Source organism: Phycisphaerae bacterium (assembly GCA_035275405.1).
Classification (GTDB): domain Bacteria; phylum Planctomycetota; class Phycisphaerae; order UBA1845; family UTPLA1; genus DATEMU01.
In genome coordinates this window covers 164,718-184,384 of record DATEMU010000005.1, presented here as the reverse complement: position 1 = coordinate 184,384, position 19,667 = coordinate 164,718, and the positions used below count along the sequence as shown (strand labels likewise).

Annotated in this window: 16 protein-coding genes; 9 read left to right on the top strand and 7 right to left on the bottom strand. The window is 63.0% G+C overall.

Annotated elements, in window-relative coordinates; all coding sequences use genetic code 11:
• Positions 1-36 precede the first annotated feature (36 nt).
• From VJZ71_08645 to VJZ71_08620, 6 genes are all read right to left on the bottom strand, one after another.
• Complete coding sequence (locus VJZ71_08645; protein ID HKQ48122.1) at positions 37-2,907, bottom strand: O-antigen ligase family protein; 2,871 nt, start codon at positions 2,905-2,907, stop codon at positions 37-39.
• On the bottom strand, positions 2,885-4,255 hold the full coding sequence (gene radA / locus VJZ71_08640; GenBank protein ID HKQ48121.1) for a DNA repair protein RadA: 1,371 nt from the start codon (positions 4,253-4,255) through the stop codon (positions 2,885-2,887). Before radA ends, VJZ71_08645 begins: the two co-directional genes overlap by 23 nt.
• A 52-nt stretch (positions 4,256-4,307) precedes the next feature.
• A complete protein-coding gene (locus tag VJZ71_08635; protein HKQ48120.1) occupies positions 4,308-4,949 on the bottom strand; it encodes a hypothetical protein in 642 nt (213 codons plus the stop codon).
• A gap of 140 nt (positions 4,950-5,089) precedes the next feature.
• Positions 5,090-5,821 (bottom strand): CAAX prenyl protease-related protein, encoded by a 732-nt coding sequence (locus VJZ71_08630; protein ID HKQ48119.1) that lies wholly within the window; start codon positions 5,819-5,821, stop codon positions 5,090-5,092.
• A gap of 1,491 nt (positions 5,822-7,312) precedes the next feature.
• Positions 7,313-8,146: a sigma-70 family RNA polymerase sigma factor gene (locus tag VJZ71_08625; GenBank protein HKQ48118.1), complete on the bottom strand. Its 834-nt coding sequence runs from the start codon at positions 8,144-8,146 to the stop codon at positions 7,313-7,315.
• A 404-nt stretch (positions 8,147-8,550) separates the two neighbouring features.
• The gene (locus VJZ71_08620; protein ID HKQ48117.1) at positions 8,551-8,826 is read right to left on the bottom strand and encodes a hypothetical protein; all 276 of its coding nucleotides are present in this window, start codon (positions 8,824-8,826) and stop codon (positions 8,551-8,553) included.
• Between the two features lie 239 nt (positions 8,827-9,065).
• On the opposite strand from VJZ71_08620, the gene VJZ71_08615 reads away from it, so the two are divergent.
• The 4 genes from VJZ71_08615 (at position 9,066) to VJZ71_08600 (ending at position 13,937) form a co-directional block, all read left to right on the top strand.
• The gene (locus VJZ71_08615; protein HKQ48116.1) at positions 9,066-11,705 is read left to right on the top strand and encodes an NEW3 domain-containing protein; all 2,640 of its coding nucleotides are present in this window, start codon (positions 9,066-9,068) and stop codon (positions 11,703-11,705) included.
• Positions 11,706-12,067: 362 nt separating this feature from the next.
• Complete coding sequence (locus VJZ71_08610; protein ID HKQ48115.1) at positions 12,068-12,307, top strand: DUF433 domain-containing protein; 240 nt, start codon at positions 12,068-12,070, stop codon at positions 12,305-12,307.
• Positions 12,304-12,675 (top strand): DUF5615 family PIN-like protein, encoded by a 372-nt coding sequence (locus VJZ71_08605; protein HKQ48114.1) that lies wholly within the window; start codon positions 12,304-12,306, stop codon positions 12,673-12,675. Before VJZ71_08610 ends, VJZ71_08605 begins: the two co-directional genes overlap by 4 nt.
• 68 nt (positions 12,676-12,743) lie before the next feature.
• Positions 12,744-13,937, top strand: coding sequence for an enolase C-terminal domain-like protein (locus VJZ71_08600; GenBank protein HKQ48113.1), 1,194 nt, complete (start codon positions 12,744-12,746; stop codon positions 13,935-13,937).
• Positions 13,938-14,086: 149 nt separating this feature from the next.
• On the opposite strand, the gene VJZ71_08595 is transcribed toward VJZ71_08600, so the two are convergent.
• Positions 14,087-15,430, bottom strand: a complete 1,344-nt coding sequence (locus VJZ71_08595; GenBank protein ID HKQ48112.1) for an OFA family MFS transporter — start codon at positions 15,428-15,430, stop codon at positions 14,087-14,089.
• Between the two features lie 324 nt (positions 15,431-15,754).
• On the opposite strand from VJZ71_08595, the gene VJZ71_08590 reads away from it, so the two are divergent.
• The 5 genes from VJZ71_08590 to VJZ71_08570 all read left to right on the top strand — a co-directional run bounded on the left by VJZ71_08590 (position 15,755) and on the right by VJZ71_08570 (position 19,652).
• Positions 15,755-17,029: a serine/threonine-protein kinase gene (locus VJZ71_08590; GenBank protein ID HKQ48111.1), complete on the top strand. Its 1,275-nt coding sequence runs from the start codon at positions 15,755-15,757 to the stop codon at positions 17,027-17,029.
• Between the two features lie 349 nt (positions 17,030-17,378).
• Positions 17,379-18,158, top strand: a complete 780-nt coding sequence (locus VJZ71_08585; protein ID HKQ48110.1) for a sigma-70 family RNA polymerase sigma factor — start codon at positions 17,379-17,381, stop codon at positions 18,156-18,158.
• A 305-nt stretch (positions 18,159-18,463) separates the two neighbouring features.
• On the top strand, positions 18,464-18,907 hold the full coding sequence (locus tag VJZ71_08580) for an MscL family protein (protein HKQ48109.1): 444 nt from the start codon (positions 18,464-18,466) through the stop codon (positions 18,905-18,907).
• Positions 18,908-19,030: 123 nt separating this feature from the next.
• Complete coding sequence (locus tag VJZ71_08575) at positions 19,031-19,279, top strand: DUF433 domain-containing protein (protein HKQ48108.1); 249 nt, start codon at positions 19,031-19,033, stop codon at positions 19,277-19,279.
• Complete coding sequence (locus tag VJZ71_08570; GenBank protein ID HKQ48107.1) at positions 19,263-19,652, top strand: DUF5615 family PIN-like protein; 390 nt, start codon at positions 19,263-19,265, stop codon at positions 19,650-19,652. The genes VJZ71_08575 and VJZ71_08570 overlap by 17 nt, the downstream gene beginning before the upstream one ends.
• The last annotated feature ends 15 nt before the right edge of the window (positions 19,653-19,667 follow it).

The window sequence follows — 19,667 nt, the reverse complement described above, 5'->3', positions numbered from 1 at the left end:
ACGCATCGGCGGGCAGCAAACAAGTCCCAAGGGGAATCACGGCTGTGACGTGGTCGGCTTGGAGGTCACCGGGGAGAAAAGCCCGGGATAACTCTTCGCCAAGTCCGCCCAAAGTGCGAGGCCGGGGTACCGCTGCCGCAGGCCCGTGAGATATTCAGCAGCCTTTAACCGATCAGGCTCCAAATCCAGTATTTTCCGGGCGGCGGACTGGGCCGTGGATTCGTCCCCGGCGCGGAGCGCCGCGCGGATCAGAACGGCGTGGGGATCGGGAATCGTCGGGGCCAATTCCTCCGCTCGGCGGCACCATCGCTGGACATTGGGATAACGACCGGGCTCCTCGGCGAACGAACTCGCCAGCCGGACATAGGCCTGGGCCAGTTGTGTCGGCAGTGGCGCATCGGGAGAGGTCGATTCGAGTCGGGGTATCTGTGCCTCTGCGTCCTTTTCCCGTCCCGCGGCGAGCAGGAGGTGAAGCCTGGTTTCGCCGAGGGAACCGGCGAGAGTCGACTCGCGGGTCGCCGGGGAGCCCAACAGCGTATGCGCGCGGGCCAGTCGATCGAGATTTTCCTCCGTCAAAGTCGTCGGGTCGGCGGCAAAGCGATAATGAACGGACTCGTGCAACGCGGCGGCGGTTCCACCGAAGAGGCGAGGCCCCGCCTTTTCATACAGCGACACGGCCCGGTCGGCGAGCCGAGCTGCGTCGGCCGGACTGCCGGACAGGGCCTTGGCGAGGGCGGCCAGCCGCAAAGTTTCCGGAGAAAGTCGGTCTTCCCAATCGTCCGGCGTCCGGTTTTCGTCCCGCGCGGCGATCTGGTAAAGATCTTCCAAGGCCTGGGCAAAGCCCGGGGCCCGATCCAGGCTGCTGAAGAGTTGCAGGACCTGAGGGTCCATCTCCCCGACCCGAATGAGCGCACGGAGCCAGTTCAAGCGATCCATTACCGTCGCCGTCGGCTTGGCCCGCCACAACGCCGCGACGCGATCTGCGAGAAACGGCTCATCGGCCCGGCTCGCTTCCAGCGCGGCAATGAACTTCTCCTGATATTCATCTCGACTCGCCCGCTCGCCGCGCCGCTCATAGGCTCGGGCCAGGTTGAGGCAGAGCGCGGATTCGATCCGTGATACGCGCAGGAATCGAGGGGTATCCTGTTTGAGCTGGTTCAGTCGGGTGAGGGCCTCGTGGGCGACGTCGAGTTCGTCGTCGCCGGGCGCGGCGGCTGAATGGGCCAGGCGCCGATCGAATTCCAGCGACCGGGCCCAGGTCGCGATCATGCGGGCGAGGTTTTTTTGGAAGGGATCAAGAAGATGCGCGGCGGCGAAGTCGGCCTGTTGGGCGGAACGAACAAACTGCATCTCATTCAACGCGGCTTCGGACTCGAAGCGGGCGCGGGCGGCGCGCCAGTCCTGGATACCGTGCCAGCCCAAAGCGGCTGCGCCCAGGACCGCGACCAGGCCCGTCAGACGCAGCGCCGCTTCGCTGAAGGGTTTGTCCCGCTCGTCGGTCGGCACGGCCGGGCGGCTTCGCCGGACGAGCGCCCAGAGACATGCCCAGACCGTCAGAACGATCGGCGTCGCGCCGGGCTCGCGGATGGCCGGAGTTCCACAGGCCTCGACGGTCGAGGCGGCGAGCGCGCCGATCAGGCCGATGACAAGCCACCGGTTGCCGGGGGATTCGCCGGGCAGAGAGGACGCGGTCACGGTACGGAAAGCGTGGTAGAGCGTGGTGCCGATGGCCGCGGCGAAGGCCAGCGTGCCCAGGATGCCGAGGTCGCAAAGCAGTTGCAGGAATTCGTTGTGGGCGTGGCCGCTCCAGACGTTTTCATCGCTGCGCATGATGCCGGGATCGTCGAGCTGATCCATGCGGGCGAACTGTCCGGCCAGGAGGGAATACGCGCCGTCGCCGTGACCGGCGATCGGCTTCAGCGAAAAGAGGTGCAGGGCGTAGGGCCACTCGTAGCCGATTCGCGAGCGAAAGGAGTGGGAGCGAAGTCCGCCGGAGAATTGCTTCTGAAAATAGAGCGCGCCGGCGATTCCGAGGAGGCAAATCGTCAGAATGGCGGGCTTGCGCCATTTCGGTGGTGCGAGACACAGTCCCGCCGCCACGAACCCCGCAACGAGACCGGCGGCGGCGGAGCGCGAGCGCGTCAAGGCCAATGCGGCGGCCATTACCAGCAAGGCGAGGACCGCCGCACCCAGCCAGACCGTCCGCGGCCTCGCCGCGACCAGTCCCAGTGCGACAAACACACCGGGCAAGAGGCATGCCGCCAGCCACAATTCGTTACCCATCGGGTATTGAAGCCGCGCAGCGGGTAGGTTGGGCATGACGCGGGCGAGTTGATACCAGATTCCGATGGCCGCGGTGGTCGCCAACGCGGCGACGAGCGTGATGGCGACCATGCGGACATGTTTGGAGACCAGTAGCGCCGCAAGCGGAAACCACCAGGCGGCCTGGAGAAGCCGGGCAATCGTCTGGCCTTTGCATACGGCAGGGGCGTGGGCATACCAGGAACTCAGGGCGCTGACGATCAAGAGCAGAAACCACCAGAAATAAGGGCTGGACGCGCGGCGGCGAAAGTCCCACAGGTCATCTTCCGACATGCGCGGGCGAACTCCAGACAGGGCGAGCCGCGCGCCGGCGAGAATCGCCAGGATCGCGGCGGCGGAGTAGAAGATCAGATTGCGGATTTCCACGCCGCGGGCAGTCGGGAATTGCCCACCCAGCGCGAGGAGCCACACGACCCAATGCAGCGGGGACGCGTCGTGCAGTTGCTGTTCGGAAAAGCGGGATGGCGAGTTGAGCAGGCAGTTGCCGATGAGGGCGGCGCCGGCCACGATCGCCAGCAACGCGCTGGTGCGGCGCGCGGGGAGCGAGTCATCGACCAGCAGGTCAGGCGAGCTGTCGAAGGGCATGGCTCAGGCTTTCGCAGGCGAGGAGTTCGATGGCGGCGTCCTTCGTCGCCGGGGCGGGTTTCTGCTCGCCCCTGGGAAGGATGAATTGTTTGAAGCCGACGCGCGCGGCCTCGGTGATGCGCTGCCGCAGATGATGCACGGGGCGAAGCTCCGCGCCCAGTCCCAGCTCTCCACACACGACGGTCGTGGCCGGCAGGCTTCGATTCGTCATGGCCCCAACCACCGCAAGCGCGATGGCCAGATCGGCGGCGGGCTCGTTCACGCGGACGCCGCCCACCACATTGACGAAGACGTCCTGATCGCCCACCACGCAGTCCGCGTGTTTCTCGATGACCGCGAGGATCATGGAAACGCGCCCGGCGTCCACGCCCGTGGCCTTGCGCTTGGCCGAGCCAAAGACGGATTGCGCGCAGAGCGCCTGCACTTCGACCAGAAGCGTTCGCGTACCCTCGCACGCCGCCAACACGACCGAGCCGGGCCGCGCCTGGCGACCGGATTGCAGAAAGAGCTTCGACGGATCGGCGATGGGGATCAGTCCCGCGTCGGTCATCTCGAAGATGCCCAGTTCGTCCGTCGAGCCGAAGCGATTCTTGACGGCCCGGATCAGCCGGTGGGAATGGAATCGGTCGCCCTCGAAGTACGCCACGCAATCGACGAGGTGCTCCAGGATCATCGGCCCGGCGATGGCGCCCTCCTTCGTGACATGCCCTACGAGCACGAGCGCGAAGCCCATCTGCTTGGCCAGCCAGATCAGCCGCGCCGCGGCGTCGCGAAGTTGCGTGACCGATCCGGGGGCGGCCGTCATGTCGGGGCGATAGACCATCTGCACGGAGTCTACTACGACGAGGTCGGGCTTTTGTTGCTGGATCAGGTTGGAAATGATGTCGAGGTTGGCCTGCGCGGCGGTAAGCATGGGCGAATCGGCGAAGTTGAGCCGCGCGGCCCGCAGGCGAATCTGCCCCAGTGATTCCTCGCTGCTGACGTAGATCGCCTTCTTGCCGGCCGTGGCGAGCGCGTGGCCGACTTGCAGAAGCAGCGTGGACTTGCCGATGCCCGGATCGCCGCCGATCAGGATCGCCGAGCCCGGCACAATCCCACCGCCGAGCACGCGGTCGAACTCGGCGATGCCGGACGGGTATCGCCGTGTCGCATCCGGCTGAACGTCTTTGATCGCCGCCAGGATCGGCTGCTCGGCCGAGACAACGGGTCGATGCTTATCCTCGGCAGTGCCCTCAACGACCTGCTCGACAAGCGTGTTCCACTCGCCGCAGTCCGGGCACTTGCCCATCCACTGCGCATGGACGCGGCCACAGGATTCGCAGATGAAGTTGGAATGCTTGCGCGCCACGACGCGGATGTTATCCGCGATCTATAGATTGGGGGAGACCGTAGTGCACCGGTCAATCGCGGTTGTCTGTGTCCTTCGGCTCTTTGTCGGGTGTATCTTCTTTAGGTTCCTCTTCCGAACCCTCGTCTTCTGATTCTTCTTCGTCCGAGTCGGCCTCCTCGTCCTCCGCAGGTTCTTCTTCGTCGGCGTCAGCCTCTTCTTCCTCGGTCGCGTCCTCGTTGTCTGCGGCCTCTTCCTCAGCGGCCGGCTCGTCTTCCTTCGGCGCGGGTTGACCCGGGCTGGCGGGGGGCGGACCGGGCGGCGCGGCGCCGCCGCCCATGAGCGCCTTCATGCCGACGCGGCTCCAGAAGTTACCACCGCCGGCTGATGGAGGGGCGCTGGGCGTGCCGCGCGGCCCCGGCGCGGCGCGGGCCGTCGACTTCGCGGGTTCTGCGTCAGCGGGCGCATCGGCCTTGGCCGCAGGTTCCGCCTTGCCCCGGAATGTATCGAGCGGTTCGTAGGAAACTGTCCGCGGGGCGACGAGCTTGACCTGGCTCTGATCCGCGACGTATTCGGCCTCGAACTTCGGATCCGTGTCGGGCATCAGCCCGCCCGCCGCGCGCTGGGCGGGACGAAGATCGTCCTCGGATTTCGTGCAGGCGAACGGCGCGGCGGCGAACAGACAAATTGCGTAAAGAGGCAGTTTTCTCAGCATGGCGGCACCAAGGGGCAGGGTAGGCCACGGGCCGGATCGGCTTGCGACCGACCGATGGACCGTTACTCAATAGTTTAATCCTTTGGACCGTCAGGGTCAATCGCGGGGCGTTATCGGGCGGATCGAAATCCCCGCCGGCGCTACCAGAATTGCCAATCGCCCGCGCGGACCACGTAGATATAGAGCGCGAGATTGGTCACGGCGTGGGTGATCATCAGGCACAGCAAGCTTTTCTTCCAATAGAACAGAGCGTTGAAGAGCAGCCAGCAGCCGATGCTGACGATCCAGTTGGCGGGATGCTGGATCACTGAAATCAGCGCGGAGCCGATCATCGCCCGCCAGGCGAATTGCCCCCACGGGACCTTTTCAAAGCGGTCCCAGTTCACGAAGGCGCGGAGGATGAAGCCGCGCCAGAAGATCTCCTCGACGATCGGGACGATCGTGCAGGCGCGGGTGATCTTCGCGGAGACGTACACCCAGAACGCCGCGCCGTCGCCGTAATCGACATGCGGGTTATAGGGTTTGGCCGAGCCGGGATAGAAGGGGAGCCAACCTCCGAGGTCGTGACCGGCGATGACGACGCCGTTGACGGCGTGCTGACCGGCGACCCAGCCCCAGGCGGCGATGAGACCGACGACGATGGCGAGGATCCAATGCGGCCGGCCCAGGGGCGGGAGGTGATGGCGAAAGAGCCAGGTAACGTAGCTCGCCAGGGCGATGTGGAGGAGGATCGCCAGCCAGCGCAGCGACGTGGGAAAGACGTCGTTGAGCATTAAGAGCAGCAGGTAGGCCATGTAGGGCGCCATGTAGGGCGCCTTGGGCTCATGGGCGACAAGGCTGGTCAGCCAAGGAGGCTCGCGTTGGTCGGACATGCGGGCATGGAAGAGTCAAAGGGCCGAAAAGTCAAAGCAGTATCTCTCGCAGAGGCGCAGGGGCGCGGAGGAGGAGTTAAGGTGAGAGGCTGCCACTGGCTGGGATTTGCTGGGACGGCGGCGGCGGTTTTTTTGTTGGTGGAACAAGATGGAACAGGGCGGAACGGGCTGCAGAGCAGGCGAGCAGGTGACAGGTGAGCAGGGGAGAGCGCAGAAATAAATCTTTTTTTGAGCCGAAAACGAGCGAGAACGAGCGAAAATTGGGCCGAGATTTTCACTTGATGGACGGGATTGCTGTTTAGCGAACACGGCGCGAAATCCCTCCGGTCGGCGGCCGTTGTTGGCAGGCGCGCCGCGATCTTCGATATACCGAACTATTACCTAACATAGCGCTGGATTTGGAAAAAGGCAAGTCGGGAGGGGCGGGTTTTTTTTGGCACGACCACGCCACGGCGTGGGATTCCCGGCATTTTTATTAGTGCCTGTCCCGAATCATCACAGAGCAATCCTGATACGTTTTCTTCATCTTTGTGCTTCCCAATCGTCTACCCTGTCCTCGACCGCTCAACGAGCACGTCCAAGTCACGAAAAAGTCTCGATCCAAATATTATTTCGCTAGTTTCACCATTACGATAGAGGAAACAACCCAGTTTTTCGTGCTGAGGCAATATCAATTCTAAGCTCGATGGCTGAGCTAATTCGCTCCAATTGGCAATGCGATTGGGCAACTTGAGATTGTCGTTACAACCAGCGAATATCCATTCTCCATAAGTCTGATATTTTTGTTGAAGGTCAAAAAACAATTGAATCCTCTCTATAGACGGTTCGGAATAGACCAACAGCGATACGTCCGTGGAAAGTAATTTGAGTCCAGACACAGCGGGGTCAGATTGAATTGCCGACTCTCGTCGATCGACGATTAGTAAGAGAAGTCGACTTGTCTCTTGAACCGCTCGCACAAACAATTCCCAATAGCTCGGCGCGCGGGTGACATGTGAATCTAATTTGGAACTCCAGATCCTAGTGTCCGGCCAGCTATTCAAAACGAAGAATCCAGAGGCATGGCTGTGGAAGTACTCGTGCCGAGAAATACGATAATCAAAAGAATCGCCTTTCCTCGGATCAAAAACTCGTAATTGATATTTGGACATGTTGTTAAGATATTAGGGACAGCGGGGCTGTTGAAAAACTCGTTGGGTGCCCAAAGGACAGCGGCTCTTGTATGCGCCGCGAGGGGTTCGAGCGGCGAAACCCGACTTTCTCAACAGCCCCACAGCCACCGATTTCTAAGCGTTGAAAACGCCTAGTGACCTTCGTTCGCCCTCCGGCGGAGAATCACCGGCTTATAGCCGGTGCCACACAATAGCCAGTGCCACGCCACAAAAAAAGACGCCCCGGCGAAAGTGCCGGGGCGTCGGGAGGGACATGTAAGCGCTGGCATGCGGCACTTCGACCGTTTCCTGCCACGGCGGGCAGGCTCCAGCACGGATGCTACTGCAGCAGGCTGTCCGCGCCGATCGCGCGGCGGAGCTTGCTGATGGCGGAGAGCTGAATCTGCCGCACGCGCTCCTTGCTGACGCGCATCTGGCGGCCGATGTCCTCCAGCGTCTGCCGCTCGCGGCCCTCCTGGGCCGGGAAGCGACGGGACAGGACGGACTTCTCCACTTCGGTCAGCGCCGCATGATCCAAGTCGAGGATCCGCTGCAGGCGCTCTTCGAACAGAGCGCGCTGATCGTCGTGCCGGCTCTCGGGAGCGTCGCTCTCCTCGAACTCCGGATCCCACGGACCGGCGACCTTGCTGCGCCGCTTGGAATCCTGCATCGCGGCCCGCGCAAAAGCGCGGAGGATCGCGTTGCAGGCATAGGTGCTGAACCGGAAGCCCCGCCACGGATCGAACGTATCGACCGCCCGCAGGAGGGCCATCATGCCTTCGCTGGTCATTTCCTCGCGATCGAGGTTTTCAAACCGGCTGCGGCCGATCAGATCGTAGACCAGACCCAAGTTGCCCTCGGTCAGGCGCGTGCGGATCTGGTGATAGCGCTGCACCCAGAATCCATACTGCCGGCGAATCGCCGCGCTCGGGGCGCGGTTCGCGGACTTGTACAGCTTGCTCAGACGGTAACCGCAGAAGTGAAGCTGCTTGAACAGCAACGTCTCTTCATCGTGGCGCACGCGACCGGACCCCGCCGCGGGGCCAGGCCAGTTCGCAAACAGCCGCTCTTCGATGCCGCGCTGCCGCAGCTCTACATTGGTGATGTAGGGCGGCGGAGACATCCAGCTCTTCAGAGCGCGCCGGTCGGATCGCTTTGTCGTGACTCGCAACATCAAACTCATCCCATCCCGGCTCGCCCGGGATCTACTTCCAGCCAACTGGGCCCCATTGCCCATTTCTAATTGCCCCTATCTGGTATACCGGTGGGGCGGACTTTTGTTCTCTCATCAATGCCCATACCAAAGCGTGGCGAATTCGCGGATTTCACGTTTTTTTTTAGCGTATCCGGATACTTCTGCACGCAACTACCGATGGATGCCAGTCAGCGAAAACACCATAACATTATTTATTATACGGAGTTACGTTAAAAACTCCAATACTGTGTTCCCTCAAGGCTAAATAATGCCCTCTATTATCTTGGACACCTGAAGTACCGGTATGGTTACGGTCAATCCTGTCCTTTTGGCAGTGACAGGAGGGCCGACAATTGCGAACGGATTTATTTAGTTATCGGACGTCAATTGGAATCAGCGGCCGACGATCCGGTTCGAGGTTGGAGGATGGCGCCGATGCCTTCGAACAGGGCGGCTCCAGTTTGTTGGAGACCGGCTTCGGCGTTCGCCGGGTCGGTGATGAAGGTGCTGAGGCCCTCGACCAGGCCCGGCGCGTAGCCTTCGCGGAAGCGCTTGGCAATGTCGCTGTCCATGCAGGCCGGGCCGCTCAGGAGGAATCCTGATGCGGCGATTCCCAGGGACTTTCGAAGTCGACGTACCCACCGACAATTCTGTGTCATCCGAATTGCTCCGCGCGGGCGCCGGCAAGAGCGAATCGCCGCGCCCCGTCGGTTATCGGCGCATCTCCCGTCGTTTATCCACCTTGCGGGTTTCCCATCATTCGCTCCGCAGAATATCGGGCCTTGCGATTTCGACGCCGGCAGATGAATCGAACTGCGCTTCGTCCCGATAAACGATCTGTACCGCGCTCTCTCCGCGCATGCGGCGGGAATTCTGCGCGGGATACGGAGCGAACGCCGTGCAATACTTCGGGTTCATCCTTGCCATCGGGCTGACCGGGCCGATCGCGCCGTCTTCCCCCTCATTGGTTTCGTCGCGGATTGAAGATCGTGTGGTGAAGCGCTTCGACTTCGATGAGCGGAAGCTCGGCAATTTCGAGCGGACACCGATGAACTGGCGGCAATTGGCGGGACCGGGCTATCCGCGATTTCTTGAACCGCGGTTTGACGCAGACGTTGGGCATCAGGCGCCGCCCTCCATGCGGTTGGGCCTGCAGGGAGGGAGTCTTGCGTGCCGCTACCTCGCCCGGGACATTCCCGTCCACCCCAACAGCGACTATCGCATCTCGGTCTGGATACGGGCGGAGGGCGTTGTCCACAGCGAGGCGTATCTTAGCGCCTGTTTTCTCGACCACGCGCTGCAGCGGATCGAGACGAGCGGCGTGCGCAGCGCTTCCGCGCGGGGCAGGACCGGGGACGGCGCCTGGCAGAGAATCTCGCTGCTCCTGCCGGGCGGGTTTGAGAGGGCCCGGTGGATCGCGATCTCCTGCCATCTGGAGCAGCCGAACGGGGATGCGGCCCCGCTTCGTCCGATTGAGAACCGCGATCCCCAGGCGACGGCGTGGTTTGACGACATCGAGGTCGTGCGTCTGCCGGCCGTGTCGCTGCGGTTGGATGCGCCCGGTGGTGTGTTTGCCGCCGATGACATCGCGGCGTGCGAGGTTCGCGTGGCTGATATTGACGGCGGCCACCTGGAGGCCACGCTGGAACTTCGGGATGGCGAGGGCGGTTCGCTCACACAGCAGTCCATTCCCGTCGTGGACCCGCAGGGAGAATCCTGCGTTTCGGAGTTCGGCGACCTGCCGCCCGGCCGCTACGTTGTCCGGCTGACGGTCTCGGATCAGGGCGACGAAATTGTGACGCTGGACCGGCCGTTTGCGCGCCTAGAGCAGGCGCTGAGTACAACCCGGCGTACCGGCGGGGTAAGCTTCGGACTCGTTCTTGAACCCGAGTGCGGCGGGAATTCTCGCATCATCCAACGGCTGGTCGGACTGTTGGCCCCCGACTATGTCCGGTTGCCGTTGTGGCGGGCGGACATGGACGATTCGGCCGTGGTGATGGCCGATCGGGAAGTCGATGAGTTCATCCGCGACCTGGGCCCGCGCACGCGAGTGGTCGGGGTGCTCGCCGCACCGCCCGCGAGCCTCGCGGAGAAACTCGGGCATCGCGGGATGAGCGTGGTCGACGTCCTGCGCGGCCCGGCGAATATCTGGCGGCCGTACTTGGGGTTTCTCTTTAGTCGCTACGGCGGGCGCGTCGACGCATGGCAGGTGGGAACGGAGAGCGAAACCGTTTTGGAAGATCCGCCGTCATTGGGGGACGCGCTCACTCGACTGCGCGAGGAGATGCGACCTCTGGTTGGGACGCTGCAAATTGCCCTGCCGAAGGATGCGAGGGCCGGGACGACGGTCGATCCGGCGGCCGGGGACATCGCGTCGATTCTCGTAGACGCCCATCTTCAGGCGGATCAACTCCTCGAACAGCTTGCGGCGTCGCCCGACGGCGCACCTCTGCGACGCTGGGCTACGCTGGCCGCGCCGGACGCGGCCGTTTATCCGCGATCCATCCGGCTTCGCGAATATGCCCGCCGGATTGTCATGACGCTGCAAGCCGGCGTGGAGGCGGTCTTCGTGCCGCAGCCGTGGACGATCGGACGGGGCGGCGGCGAAACGATCGTCTCGCCAAGCGAGGAATATGTCGTCTTTCGCACCTTGCGACAGACGCTGGGCGGATTGGACCCGCTCGGCCGCGTGTGGCTGGACGAAGGCGTGTCGGCGTGGCTCTTTGGGAATGAAGAGACCGACACGGGAGCGCTCGTGGTCTGGACGGACGGCGATGAGCCGTCGCCCCGGACAATCGTGACGGACCTCGGGCCGTCGGCACGGGTCATCGACCTCGACGGCCGAATCGGGGAGCCGGCGATGGCTGCCGGCGGAAGGCGGTTTGAGATGGGCGCGCTGCCGATCGTGTTCGCGCCGGTCTCGCCAGAGCGGGTGCGGACCATGGCCAGTTTTGCGGTCAGCCCGGCGACGATCGCGCCGACGGTCGACGCCCCCGCGATCACGCTCAAGCTTCGCAATCACGGCCGCGCGCGGCTCATCGGGCGATTGCGGGTGGTGCCGCCGCCGTCGTGGCAGGCGATGCCCGCGTTTGTCAGCGTCGATCTCGCGCCGGGCGGCGAGTTGGCGACGCCGCTTTCGCTGCGGATTCCAAGCAATCAGGCGGCGGGAGCGTATGTGCTGACGGGCGTGTTCACCGGTTCGGGCGCGGGTGAGGCGGCCATGACGCTCCGCGCGCCGATCGCCGTCGGCTCGAGCGCGGTGGATGTCAACGTGATGACACGGGCGGAAGGGCGCGGCCTGCGGATCGTGCAGCGCGTGACGAACCGCGGCGACAACACGCTCAACCTGCGCGGTCTGGTCATCGCGCCGAACCGCCCGCGCCAGGCCTCGACGATCCGGCACTTGCCACCGGGGCAGTCCGCCGTTCGGGAATTTGAGATTCCCGACGCGGCGTCGCTGACGAATCGATGGATACGGGTATCGCTGGAAGAGGTCGACGGCCCGCTTCGGCACAACGACGTTATCAAGGTTGAATAAGCCCCTGCGATGGCGGATGGGTTCACCACAGGGGCACAGAGACTCCGAGGCGCGAAGTAAGAGTTTTTTTTCCCGGGGTGGAACCGGCTCGGATATTGTGGGATGAGCCAATGGGGAATTCGGGATTAGGAATTAGGAATTCCGACCCTCCACATTTGCTAATCGCCATTCATACTTCGTTACAATCGCTCCGCGCCCGACCCGCTTCCCATCACCCGCCTCACCATCCGCCCACTCGCCATCCCCCTACGCGTTCGCTTTCGCCACGCTGCCTCGCGCGCGATTGTCCAGATTGAAATCGGCTCCCACCCGCCATTACAATCCAACGGACGCCGAGGAAAGCACGTCCCGGAGAAACGCGAATGACCAACGGTCGATTCGACAGAATTACCTGTGAGCCCGCCAAGATGAACGGCCAGCCTTGCATTCGCGGTCTGCGCCTGACCGTGCGGCGTGTCGTGGAGGCCGTGGCCGCGTATCCGGATCGGGCCGAGCTCTATCGAGAGTACCCGGAACTCGAAGAAGAAGATGTCCGCCAGGCGCTGGAGTTTGCCGCCGCAAATCTGGATGATCAGGTCGTCGACGTGGCCGGAATTTCGTGAAGCTGCTTCTGGATCAAGGATTGCCGCGCGGGGCCGTTGCCCTCCTTCGCCGGGAGTCGCACGATGCCGTTCACGCGGGCGACGTGGGTCTTGCCGAGGCGAATGACGCGGCGATACTCGAGCGGGCATGCACCGAAGAGCGGATTGTTGTTACGCTTGATGCCGACTTTCACGCTCTCTTGGCCGTCTCGGCGGCCGCGCAGCCATCCGTCATCCGAATCCGTATCGAGGGGCTTCAAGCGGAGAAACTGACAACGATACTTTGCGGCATCTTGCGATCCTTCGAGGCCGAGTTGCACGCGGGTGCCGCTCTCACGGTTCGTCCGGCGCGTGTTCGAATACGGAAGCTTCCGCTCGTGAGACGATAAGCAGTCCCGTCGTTGCCTTTCTGCACTTTCGCTATTCGCTATCAGCTATTCGCAATTACAATCGCCCCGTGCCCGACGCCCTCCCCATCGCCCGCCTCACCATCCACCAACTTGCCATCCCGCTGCGCGTTCGCTTTCGCCACGCCGCCGCCGAGCGGAATGCCGCCAACCCGCTTGTCGTCGCCATCGAACTGGCTGACCGCACGATCGGTTACGGCGAGACGCATCCGCGCGAGTATGTGACCGGTGAGTCGACCGAAAGCGTTATCGCCGCGATTCAGGACGTCTTTCTGCCCATCCTCGTCGATACGCGCCCCAGGAACTTCGGCGAGGCGATCGAGGCTGCCGCGAATCTGCCCTACACCACCGACGCCGACGAGGTCATCACCGCCGCTCGCGCCGCCGTCGAGCTGGCCCTCCTTGATGCCTATAGCCGAGCCTTTGACCGTTCACTCGCGCACGTCGCCGGCTATGTAGACGAAACGCTTCTCGGTCCGCCCGGCAGCAGCGCCACCGTCCGCTTCAGCGGCGTGGTGTCCGCGGGCGAGCCTGACCGCGCCGCCCGCACGATCCGACGGATGCGATGGGCCCGGCTTTGCGATTTCAAGATCAAGGTCGGCGACGACGAGGACGACGCCCGCGTCCGCGCCTGCGTCCGCGCCCTAGGCCGCAGCCTCACCCGCGAGCGCACGACCCTCCGCCTCGACGCCAATGGCGGTTGGTCGCTCGACGAAGCGACGCGCCGACTCCTTGCCTGGGAATCGCTTCCCATCGCCTGTGTCGAACAGCCGCTGCCCAAAGGCAATCTGCAAGACTGGGCGGACCTCGCCAAATGCACCGTCCTCCCCTTAATGGCCGACGAATCCCTCGTCACCCCTGACGACGCCGAGGCCCTCATCGTCCATCGCGCCGCCTCCTGGTTCAACATCCGCATCAGCAAGAATGGCGGTCTCATCCCCGCGCTCCGTCTCGCCGTCCTCGCCCGCCGGCACCACCTCGACCTCCAGCTCGGCTGCATGGTCGGCGAGACCAGCGTCCTCTCCGCCGCCGGTCGCTGGTTCCTTCAACTCGTCCCCCACGTCCGCTTTGCAGAGGGGAGTTTCGGACGCTTCCTTCTCGCCGAGGACATCACTCGCCGCTCCCTTCGCTTCGGTCTCGGCGGTTGCTGGAAACCGATGACCGGCCCGGGTCTTGGAGTCGAAGTGGACCCTGCCCGACTGGAACGCCTCGCCGCCCAGCCATCCATCGAACTCCCATTCTGACGGCGAGAACTTGCCATCGGGGTGGCACGGTCTGGCGAAGTCAGGCCCTGGCTTTAGGGTGCGGCTGCAAACACGGCCTCGCTGCTGCGAGACCGTGCCACCCAAACTCTCAAATGATGCGGGCTATTTGGTCGATGGTCGCGGCAACACTACGCCAACCGCGCCCGACCCAGCGGGGCCTCTCGCACACTCGGCGTTTTGAGCATCAACCCGATCATCGCCGCGACCAGGCACGCCACTCCGGCAATCACGAACGCCGGGTACCACGAGTTCATCGCCGCATTCAGCGCCGCCGCCGAATCCGCCGCGCCCTCGACGGCCGCCCGGCCCGCCGTCTTGAACACGCCCGCCATGATCGGCCCGGCGATTCCCGCGACGCCGTACGCAGTGAACATCCAACCATAATTCCGACCGACGTTCCTGCTGCCGAAGAGGTCCGCCGTGACCACCGGAAAGAGCGCCAGCGCTCCGCCGAAATTGAAGCCGACGCTGGCCGTTCCGATGAACAGCAGCGCCGTCGTCCCGCCCATGTAGAAAAATGCGAGCTGTGTCCCGCCTTGCAGCAGGAACATGAGCACCATCGCCGCCTTGCGCCCGATAGCGTCGGAGATATAGCCCCACGCGATGCGCCCGAGACCGTTCAGGATGGGCAGGAATACGCCCGCCGCCGTGGCTGCCGTGGCCGCGGCCAATTCCACGCTCACGCCCGACCGCGCCTGCAGCGCGTCGCTTGCGAAAAGCTGGATGATCCCGATGACCATCAGCCCCGGCAGCGCCGCGCACACGTACATCACCCACAGCATCCAAAATTGCGGAGTGGCCAGCATCTGTCCGGTCTCAAAGTCCGGCGTGGCACGTTGCGCGGCCATCGCCGGCGTCGCGCACCAGCCCTCCGGCGCCCAGCCAGCCGGTGGGTTCTTCACCCACACCGAACCGATCATCACCAGCAGGAAGTAGATCAGGCCATAAACAATGAGAACGTTCGACACGCCTCCCAGCCGTACCAGGAGCGATCCTACCCCCGGCGCGGCCAGCTTGATCCAGATCAGCGCGCCGAAACCAAACCCCGCGACCGCCAACCCGGTCACAAGCCCCTTCTTGTCCGGGAACCATTTCACGCCGCAGGCGATGGGCACGACGTAGGCCATGCCGATTCCCGCGCCGCCTATCAGCCCGATGGTTACCAGCATCCCGGCAAAAAGGTGGCCGGGCAGGACTCGCTCGACGAGCCCGGCGGCGACGTAACCGACGGCCAGAAGCGCCCCGCCCCAGCGGACCACGCACGTCGGTCCGTATCGGACCTGCCAACGGCCCGCGAGGATGGTGAACAAGGCAAACGTCGCCAGCGCGAACGAGAAAATGACCTGGGTGCGGGTCTCGGAGAAGTTGAAGGGCGGCTTCATCAAGGCCTTGGTGAAGACCGACCATGCGTAGATCGCCCCGAGGCTGAGTTGGATGAGAACAGCCCCGACCACCACCCACCAGCGATTCATGATGTCTCGGCCACGTCTCGGGCTCCTCGTGTCCATTGTTGGTGTCTCCTCATAGTTGCAGCGTCAGGAATGGACCGGTGGCGACGAATGCCGGGCATCGATGCCATCAATCGAAGTAGCAAGGTGTTGATGCCCCCGTCGTGCGGCCTTGATGCGTCCACGCAGGAGCGGAAGTGCAATTCCCATGCCAGGGGACTCGGCCGGTCAGATTTTCACAGCCCCGCCGTAACGCGATTGACTTAACCCCTTGGCGGATATAGAGTAAGATAGGATCGCAGAGCGGGCCGTTGTATTCCTCGGCTCGTCCCGACTATAGGGTGCGAGATGGCCACTGAACCCATTGCCGTGGGGCAAAAGACCGGCACGGGCAGCGACAGTTACCTGTCGCGCGCCGTCGTGGATGCGCGTCTGGCCACGGCGGAGGAAATCAAAGCGGCCCTGGCCAAGCAGCAGAAGCTCAACGCCGCCGGCACGCCGATGCAGCTTGCCGAGGTCCTCGTCCGTCACGGGATCGTGACTGCGAGCCAGCTCAAGCGTCTCGCCAACCCCGCGGATGATTCGATGTCCGCCGGGATTCAGCAGATTCCCGGGTTTCAGATCATGCAGAAGGTCGGCGCGGGGGCGATGGCCAGCGTCTACAAGGCCAAACAGCTTTCCCTCGACCGCATCGTGGCCATCAAGATCCTCCCCAAGCGGCTCAGCGAGGATCCGGAGTTCGTTAAGCGCTTTTATGCTGAGGGCCGCGCCGCCGCCAAGCTGAACCACAACAACATCGTGCAGGCCATCGACGTCGGAGAGTTCGCCGGCTACCACTATTTCGTGATGGAATACATCGACGGCAAGACCGTGTACGACGAGCTCATCGCCCAGCGCGTCTATAACGAAAAGGCCGCCCTTAGCATCGTCACCCAGGTCGCCCAGGCCCTTGAACACGCCCACGCCAAGGGCTTTATCCACCGCGACGTTAAGCCCAAGAACATCATGATCACCAAGGATGGCACGGCCAAGCTCGCCGACATGGGTCTCGCCCGGCAGGCGAGCGACGTCGAAGCCGCCGAGGCCGAAAAGGGGCGCGCCTACGGGACCCCGTATTACATCTCCCCCGAGCAGATTCGCGGCGTCGTGGATGTGGACTTCCGGGCGGATATCTACTCCCTCGGGGCCACTTTCTATCACATGATCACGGGCAAGGTCCCGTTCGAAGGGGCCACGCCCTCGGCGATCATGCATAAGCACCTTAAGGAGCCGCTGATCCCCCCGGACCACCTCAACACCAGCCTTTCCACCGGTCTGGCGGAGATTGTCGAGCGGGCCATGGCCAAGGACCGCGACCAGCGGTACCTCAGCACGACCGACCTGCTCGTCGATCTGGAACGGGTCTCCCGCGGGGAGGCCCCGTTACAGGCCCGCAGCGGCTACAACGACAAGATGCTGGAGACGCTTGCCGACCGCGGCGGGGCGGCGGCGCAAAGCTATCCGGACGAGGCGCAAGAGCTGCCGCTTTCCGCCCCGCGAGCCGCCAACCTCCCGCTCATCCTGGCCGTCATCGGTGAGCTCGTCGTCATTCTGATCCTCCTCATAGTATTGATAATCAAGTAGGCCCCGGAAGCATCGATCGCGCGGAGCGCCGGCGGATCGAAAAGGGGTCCCGCATCGGCGGCAATCTCGGCGCGTCGAGGTCGCGCTTACGACTCCTATTCCGGCGAGTTCAAAAATTTTTTCCAAATCTTAAAAAAAAGTCTGGCAATCGCCCCGCGACCTCGGTAGCATTCCTCACGCCGCATTTAGCTTACAGGGAGGTAAGGTCAACTTCGCTTCTCTTTGATCGGCATGGATGCCGAACTCGAAACTACTGATCGCTCTCGACTCGCCTGGTCGGAACAAGGACGGTCTCGGGCTTCAACGCTTGCGCGAGCGTCGAGCCCGGCGTGAACAAAGGAATGTTCCCATGAAGACGGCTGCCCGGCGCGAGATAGATTCCCTTTGGAAGAAATACCTCACGGCTCGCTCTATCAAGCTACGTAACAAGCTCGTGGAGCATTACCGGCCCCTCGTTCACATGCAGGCGGCCCGGCTCTCGCAGAAACTCCCGGCCCAGATCAGCTACGACGAGATCTGCTCCGCCGGTTACGACGGCCTGCTCGAAGCCGTCCAGGCCTACGACCCCTGCCACAAGGCCAAGTTCGAGACCTTCTGCCAGCAGCGCATCCACGGCGCGGTCATGGACTGGCTCCGCTCGCTCGACGGTCAGTCGCGGACCGTCCGCAGCTTTGAAAAGGTCCGCATGCAGAACCGCGATGTGCTCGACTCCGACCTTGGCCGGCCGCCGACCGACGAGGAACTCGCCTCAAAGATGGGCATGAGCCGAGATCGCTACTCGGAACTCGCCCGCCTCTCGCGCCTGGGTCACGAGGTCCACCTTTCCGCCGTCCAGGGTGACGACGATGGCTTCCATCGCGGTTCCCCCAGCGGCTGGGATGTCGCGGACACTCAGGCCGTCGATCCGTCGGAACGTGTTTCCAGGCAACTACTTACGGACTACATCACCAAAGGGCTCAATCGCGAGGAGCGACTGGTTCTCGTGCTTTATTACACCGAGGGCCTCACCATGGCCGAGATCGGCCTGGTCCTCGACCTTTCCGAGTCTCGCGTCAGCCAGATTCATAAGGACGTGATCCACCGCCTCCGCCGCCGCTTCAAGACCGAGGCGACGGAACTGGTGGCGTAGAAAGTGCCCACGAGAAACCCCAAGCGTCCGGCGGTGTCGTTCGCGTTACCCAATTAGAGATTCGCCGGGATCTTCTGATCCTTTGGCGAATTCGGCGGTGACCGATACGCTTGAGCGACTTGATGGTCGCTGCGCTGATGTTCCTCCGCCAATTTGCGATTCTCCGCCCATCCTGATCGCTCCAACGATCACGGATATTTATCCCAAGCGAACCCTTCCTTGTTCGCCAACGGCCTACTTCCTAGCATTTTTGCACGAAACGTCGATTCAACGACATCGAGACGTCTATGAAGGGAGTAACCGCCATGGAGCGACTTAGAAAGGTCTGGCAGGAGTTCAAGGGCTTCGCCTTCAAAGGCAATGTGATCGACCTCGCCGTCGCCGTCGTCATCGGCACCGCGTTCAACAACGTCGTCAACGCCCTCGTCAAAAATGTCATCATGCCGCTCATCAGCTACGTCGGGCCGGTCACGGAAAGCTACCGCGGCTGGAAGATCGGCCGCATCGAGGCGGGTCTCTTCATCGGCGAGATCGTCAACTTCCTGCTGATCGCCGCTGCCCTCTTCTTCGTGATCGCCAAGCTGATCAAGTCAATCCTCCTGCGCGCCGGCCCCGCCCCCGCGCCCGGTCAGCCGACGTCGAAAGAATGTCCCTTCTGCCTCTCCGCGATCCACGTCAACGCCCGCAAGTGCCCGATGTGTACGGCTGACCTCGCGCCCGGGAAGCCACCGGCGCCCAGCCCCGCATAACGTGACTCACAAAATGCACGGGTATATCGTGCACGAATGTATGGCTGGTGATGCGGGTTCGAGATATACTTTGATGCTGAGTATCCGAGATATGCCACCAACGTGGGACCGGAGCCTGACGACATGCACCCGTTTGACCGAATAACGATTGATCCCCAGCTCATGCAGGGCAAGCCCTGCGTGCGCGGCATGCGAATTACGGTTGCGCTCGTGGTGAACCTGGTCGCGGCCGGGATGACCAAGGAGGAGATCATCCGCAGTTATCCCTATCTGGAGCCGGAGGACATCGCGCAGTGTCTTTCCTATGCCTCCTGTGCGGTGAACGAGGAGATCATGCCGTTTGACGAGACTGCCGATGCGGTTTCTGGCTGATATGGGCATTTCGGTGGACGTCATCGTCTCGCTTCGCGCCGACGGCCATGACGCGGTCCATCTTTTCGAGCAAGGATTCCATCGGATGGAGGACAACGCTGTTTTGCAAAAAGCAGCGGCCGAAAAAAGGGTATTGCTAGCGCATGATCTGGATTTCAGCAGATTACTCGCACTCCTTCATGGGAAAGGCCCCAGCATTATTTCGTTTCGGTTGCGCCGAATGACGCCGGCCAATGTCCTGGGCCACCTTCGTGCGGTGATGGAGCGATGGCCGGCGGAGTTGACTGCCGGTGCGGTCATCAGCGTTCGCGAAAACGCGGCGAGGTGCCGTCTCTTGCCGCTCGTGCCAGATGTCCCGAATCGACCAGAATGACTCGCTCAGGATTCC

Coding starts and splice junctions, on each gene's coding strand:
- VJZ71_08645 (HKQ48122.1), bottom strand. CDS start 2,907: ATGCCCTTCGACAGCTCGCCTGACCTGCTGGTCGATGACTCGCTCCCC.
- VJZ71_08635 (HKQ48120.1), bottom strand. CDS start 4,949: ATGCTGAGAAAACTGCCTCTTTACGCAATTTGTCTGTTCGCCGCCGCG.
- VJZ71_08630 (HKQ48119.1), bottom strand. CDS start 5,821: ATGTCCGACCAACGCGAGCCTCCTTGGCTGACCAGCCTTGTCGCCCAT.
- VJZ71_08625 (HKQ48118.1), bottom strand. CDS start 8,146: ATGTTGCGAGTCACGACAAAGCGATCCGACCGGCGCGCTCTGAAGAGC.
- VJZ71_08620 (HKQ48117.1), bottom strand. CDS start 8,826: ATGACACAGAATTGTCGGTGGGTACGTCGACTTCGAAAGTCCCTGGGA.
- VJZ71_08610 (HKQ48115.1), top strand. CDS start 12,068: ATGACCAACGGTCGATTCGACAGAATTACCTGTGAGCCCGCCAAGATG.
- VJZ71_08595 (HKQ48112.1), bottom strand. CDS start 15,430: ATGAATCGCTGGTGGGTGGTGGTCGGGGCTGTTCTCATCCAACTCAGC.
- VJZ71_08590 (HKQ48111.1), top strand. CDS start 15,755: ATGGCCACTGAACCCATTGCCGTGGGGCAAAAGACCGGCACGGGCAGC.
- VJZ71_08585 (HKQ48110.1), top strand. CDS start 17,379: ATGAAGACGGCTGCCCGGCGCGAGATAGATTCCCTTTGGAAGAAATAC.
- VJZ71_08580 (HKQ48109.1), top strand. CDS start 18,464: ATGGAGCGACTTAGAAAGGTCTGGCAGGAGTTCAAGGGCTTCGCCTTC.
- VJZ71_08575 (HKQ48108.1), top strand. CDS start 19,031: ATGCACCCGTTTGACCGAATAACGATTGATCCCCAGCTCATGCAGGGC.
- VJZ71_08570 (HKQ48107.1), top strand. CDS start 19,263: ATGCGGTTTCTGGCTGATATGGGCATTTCGGTGGACGTCATCGTCTCG.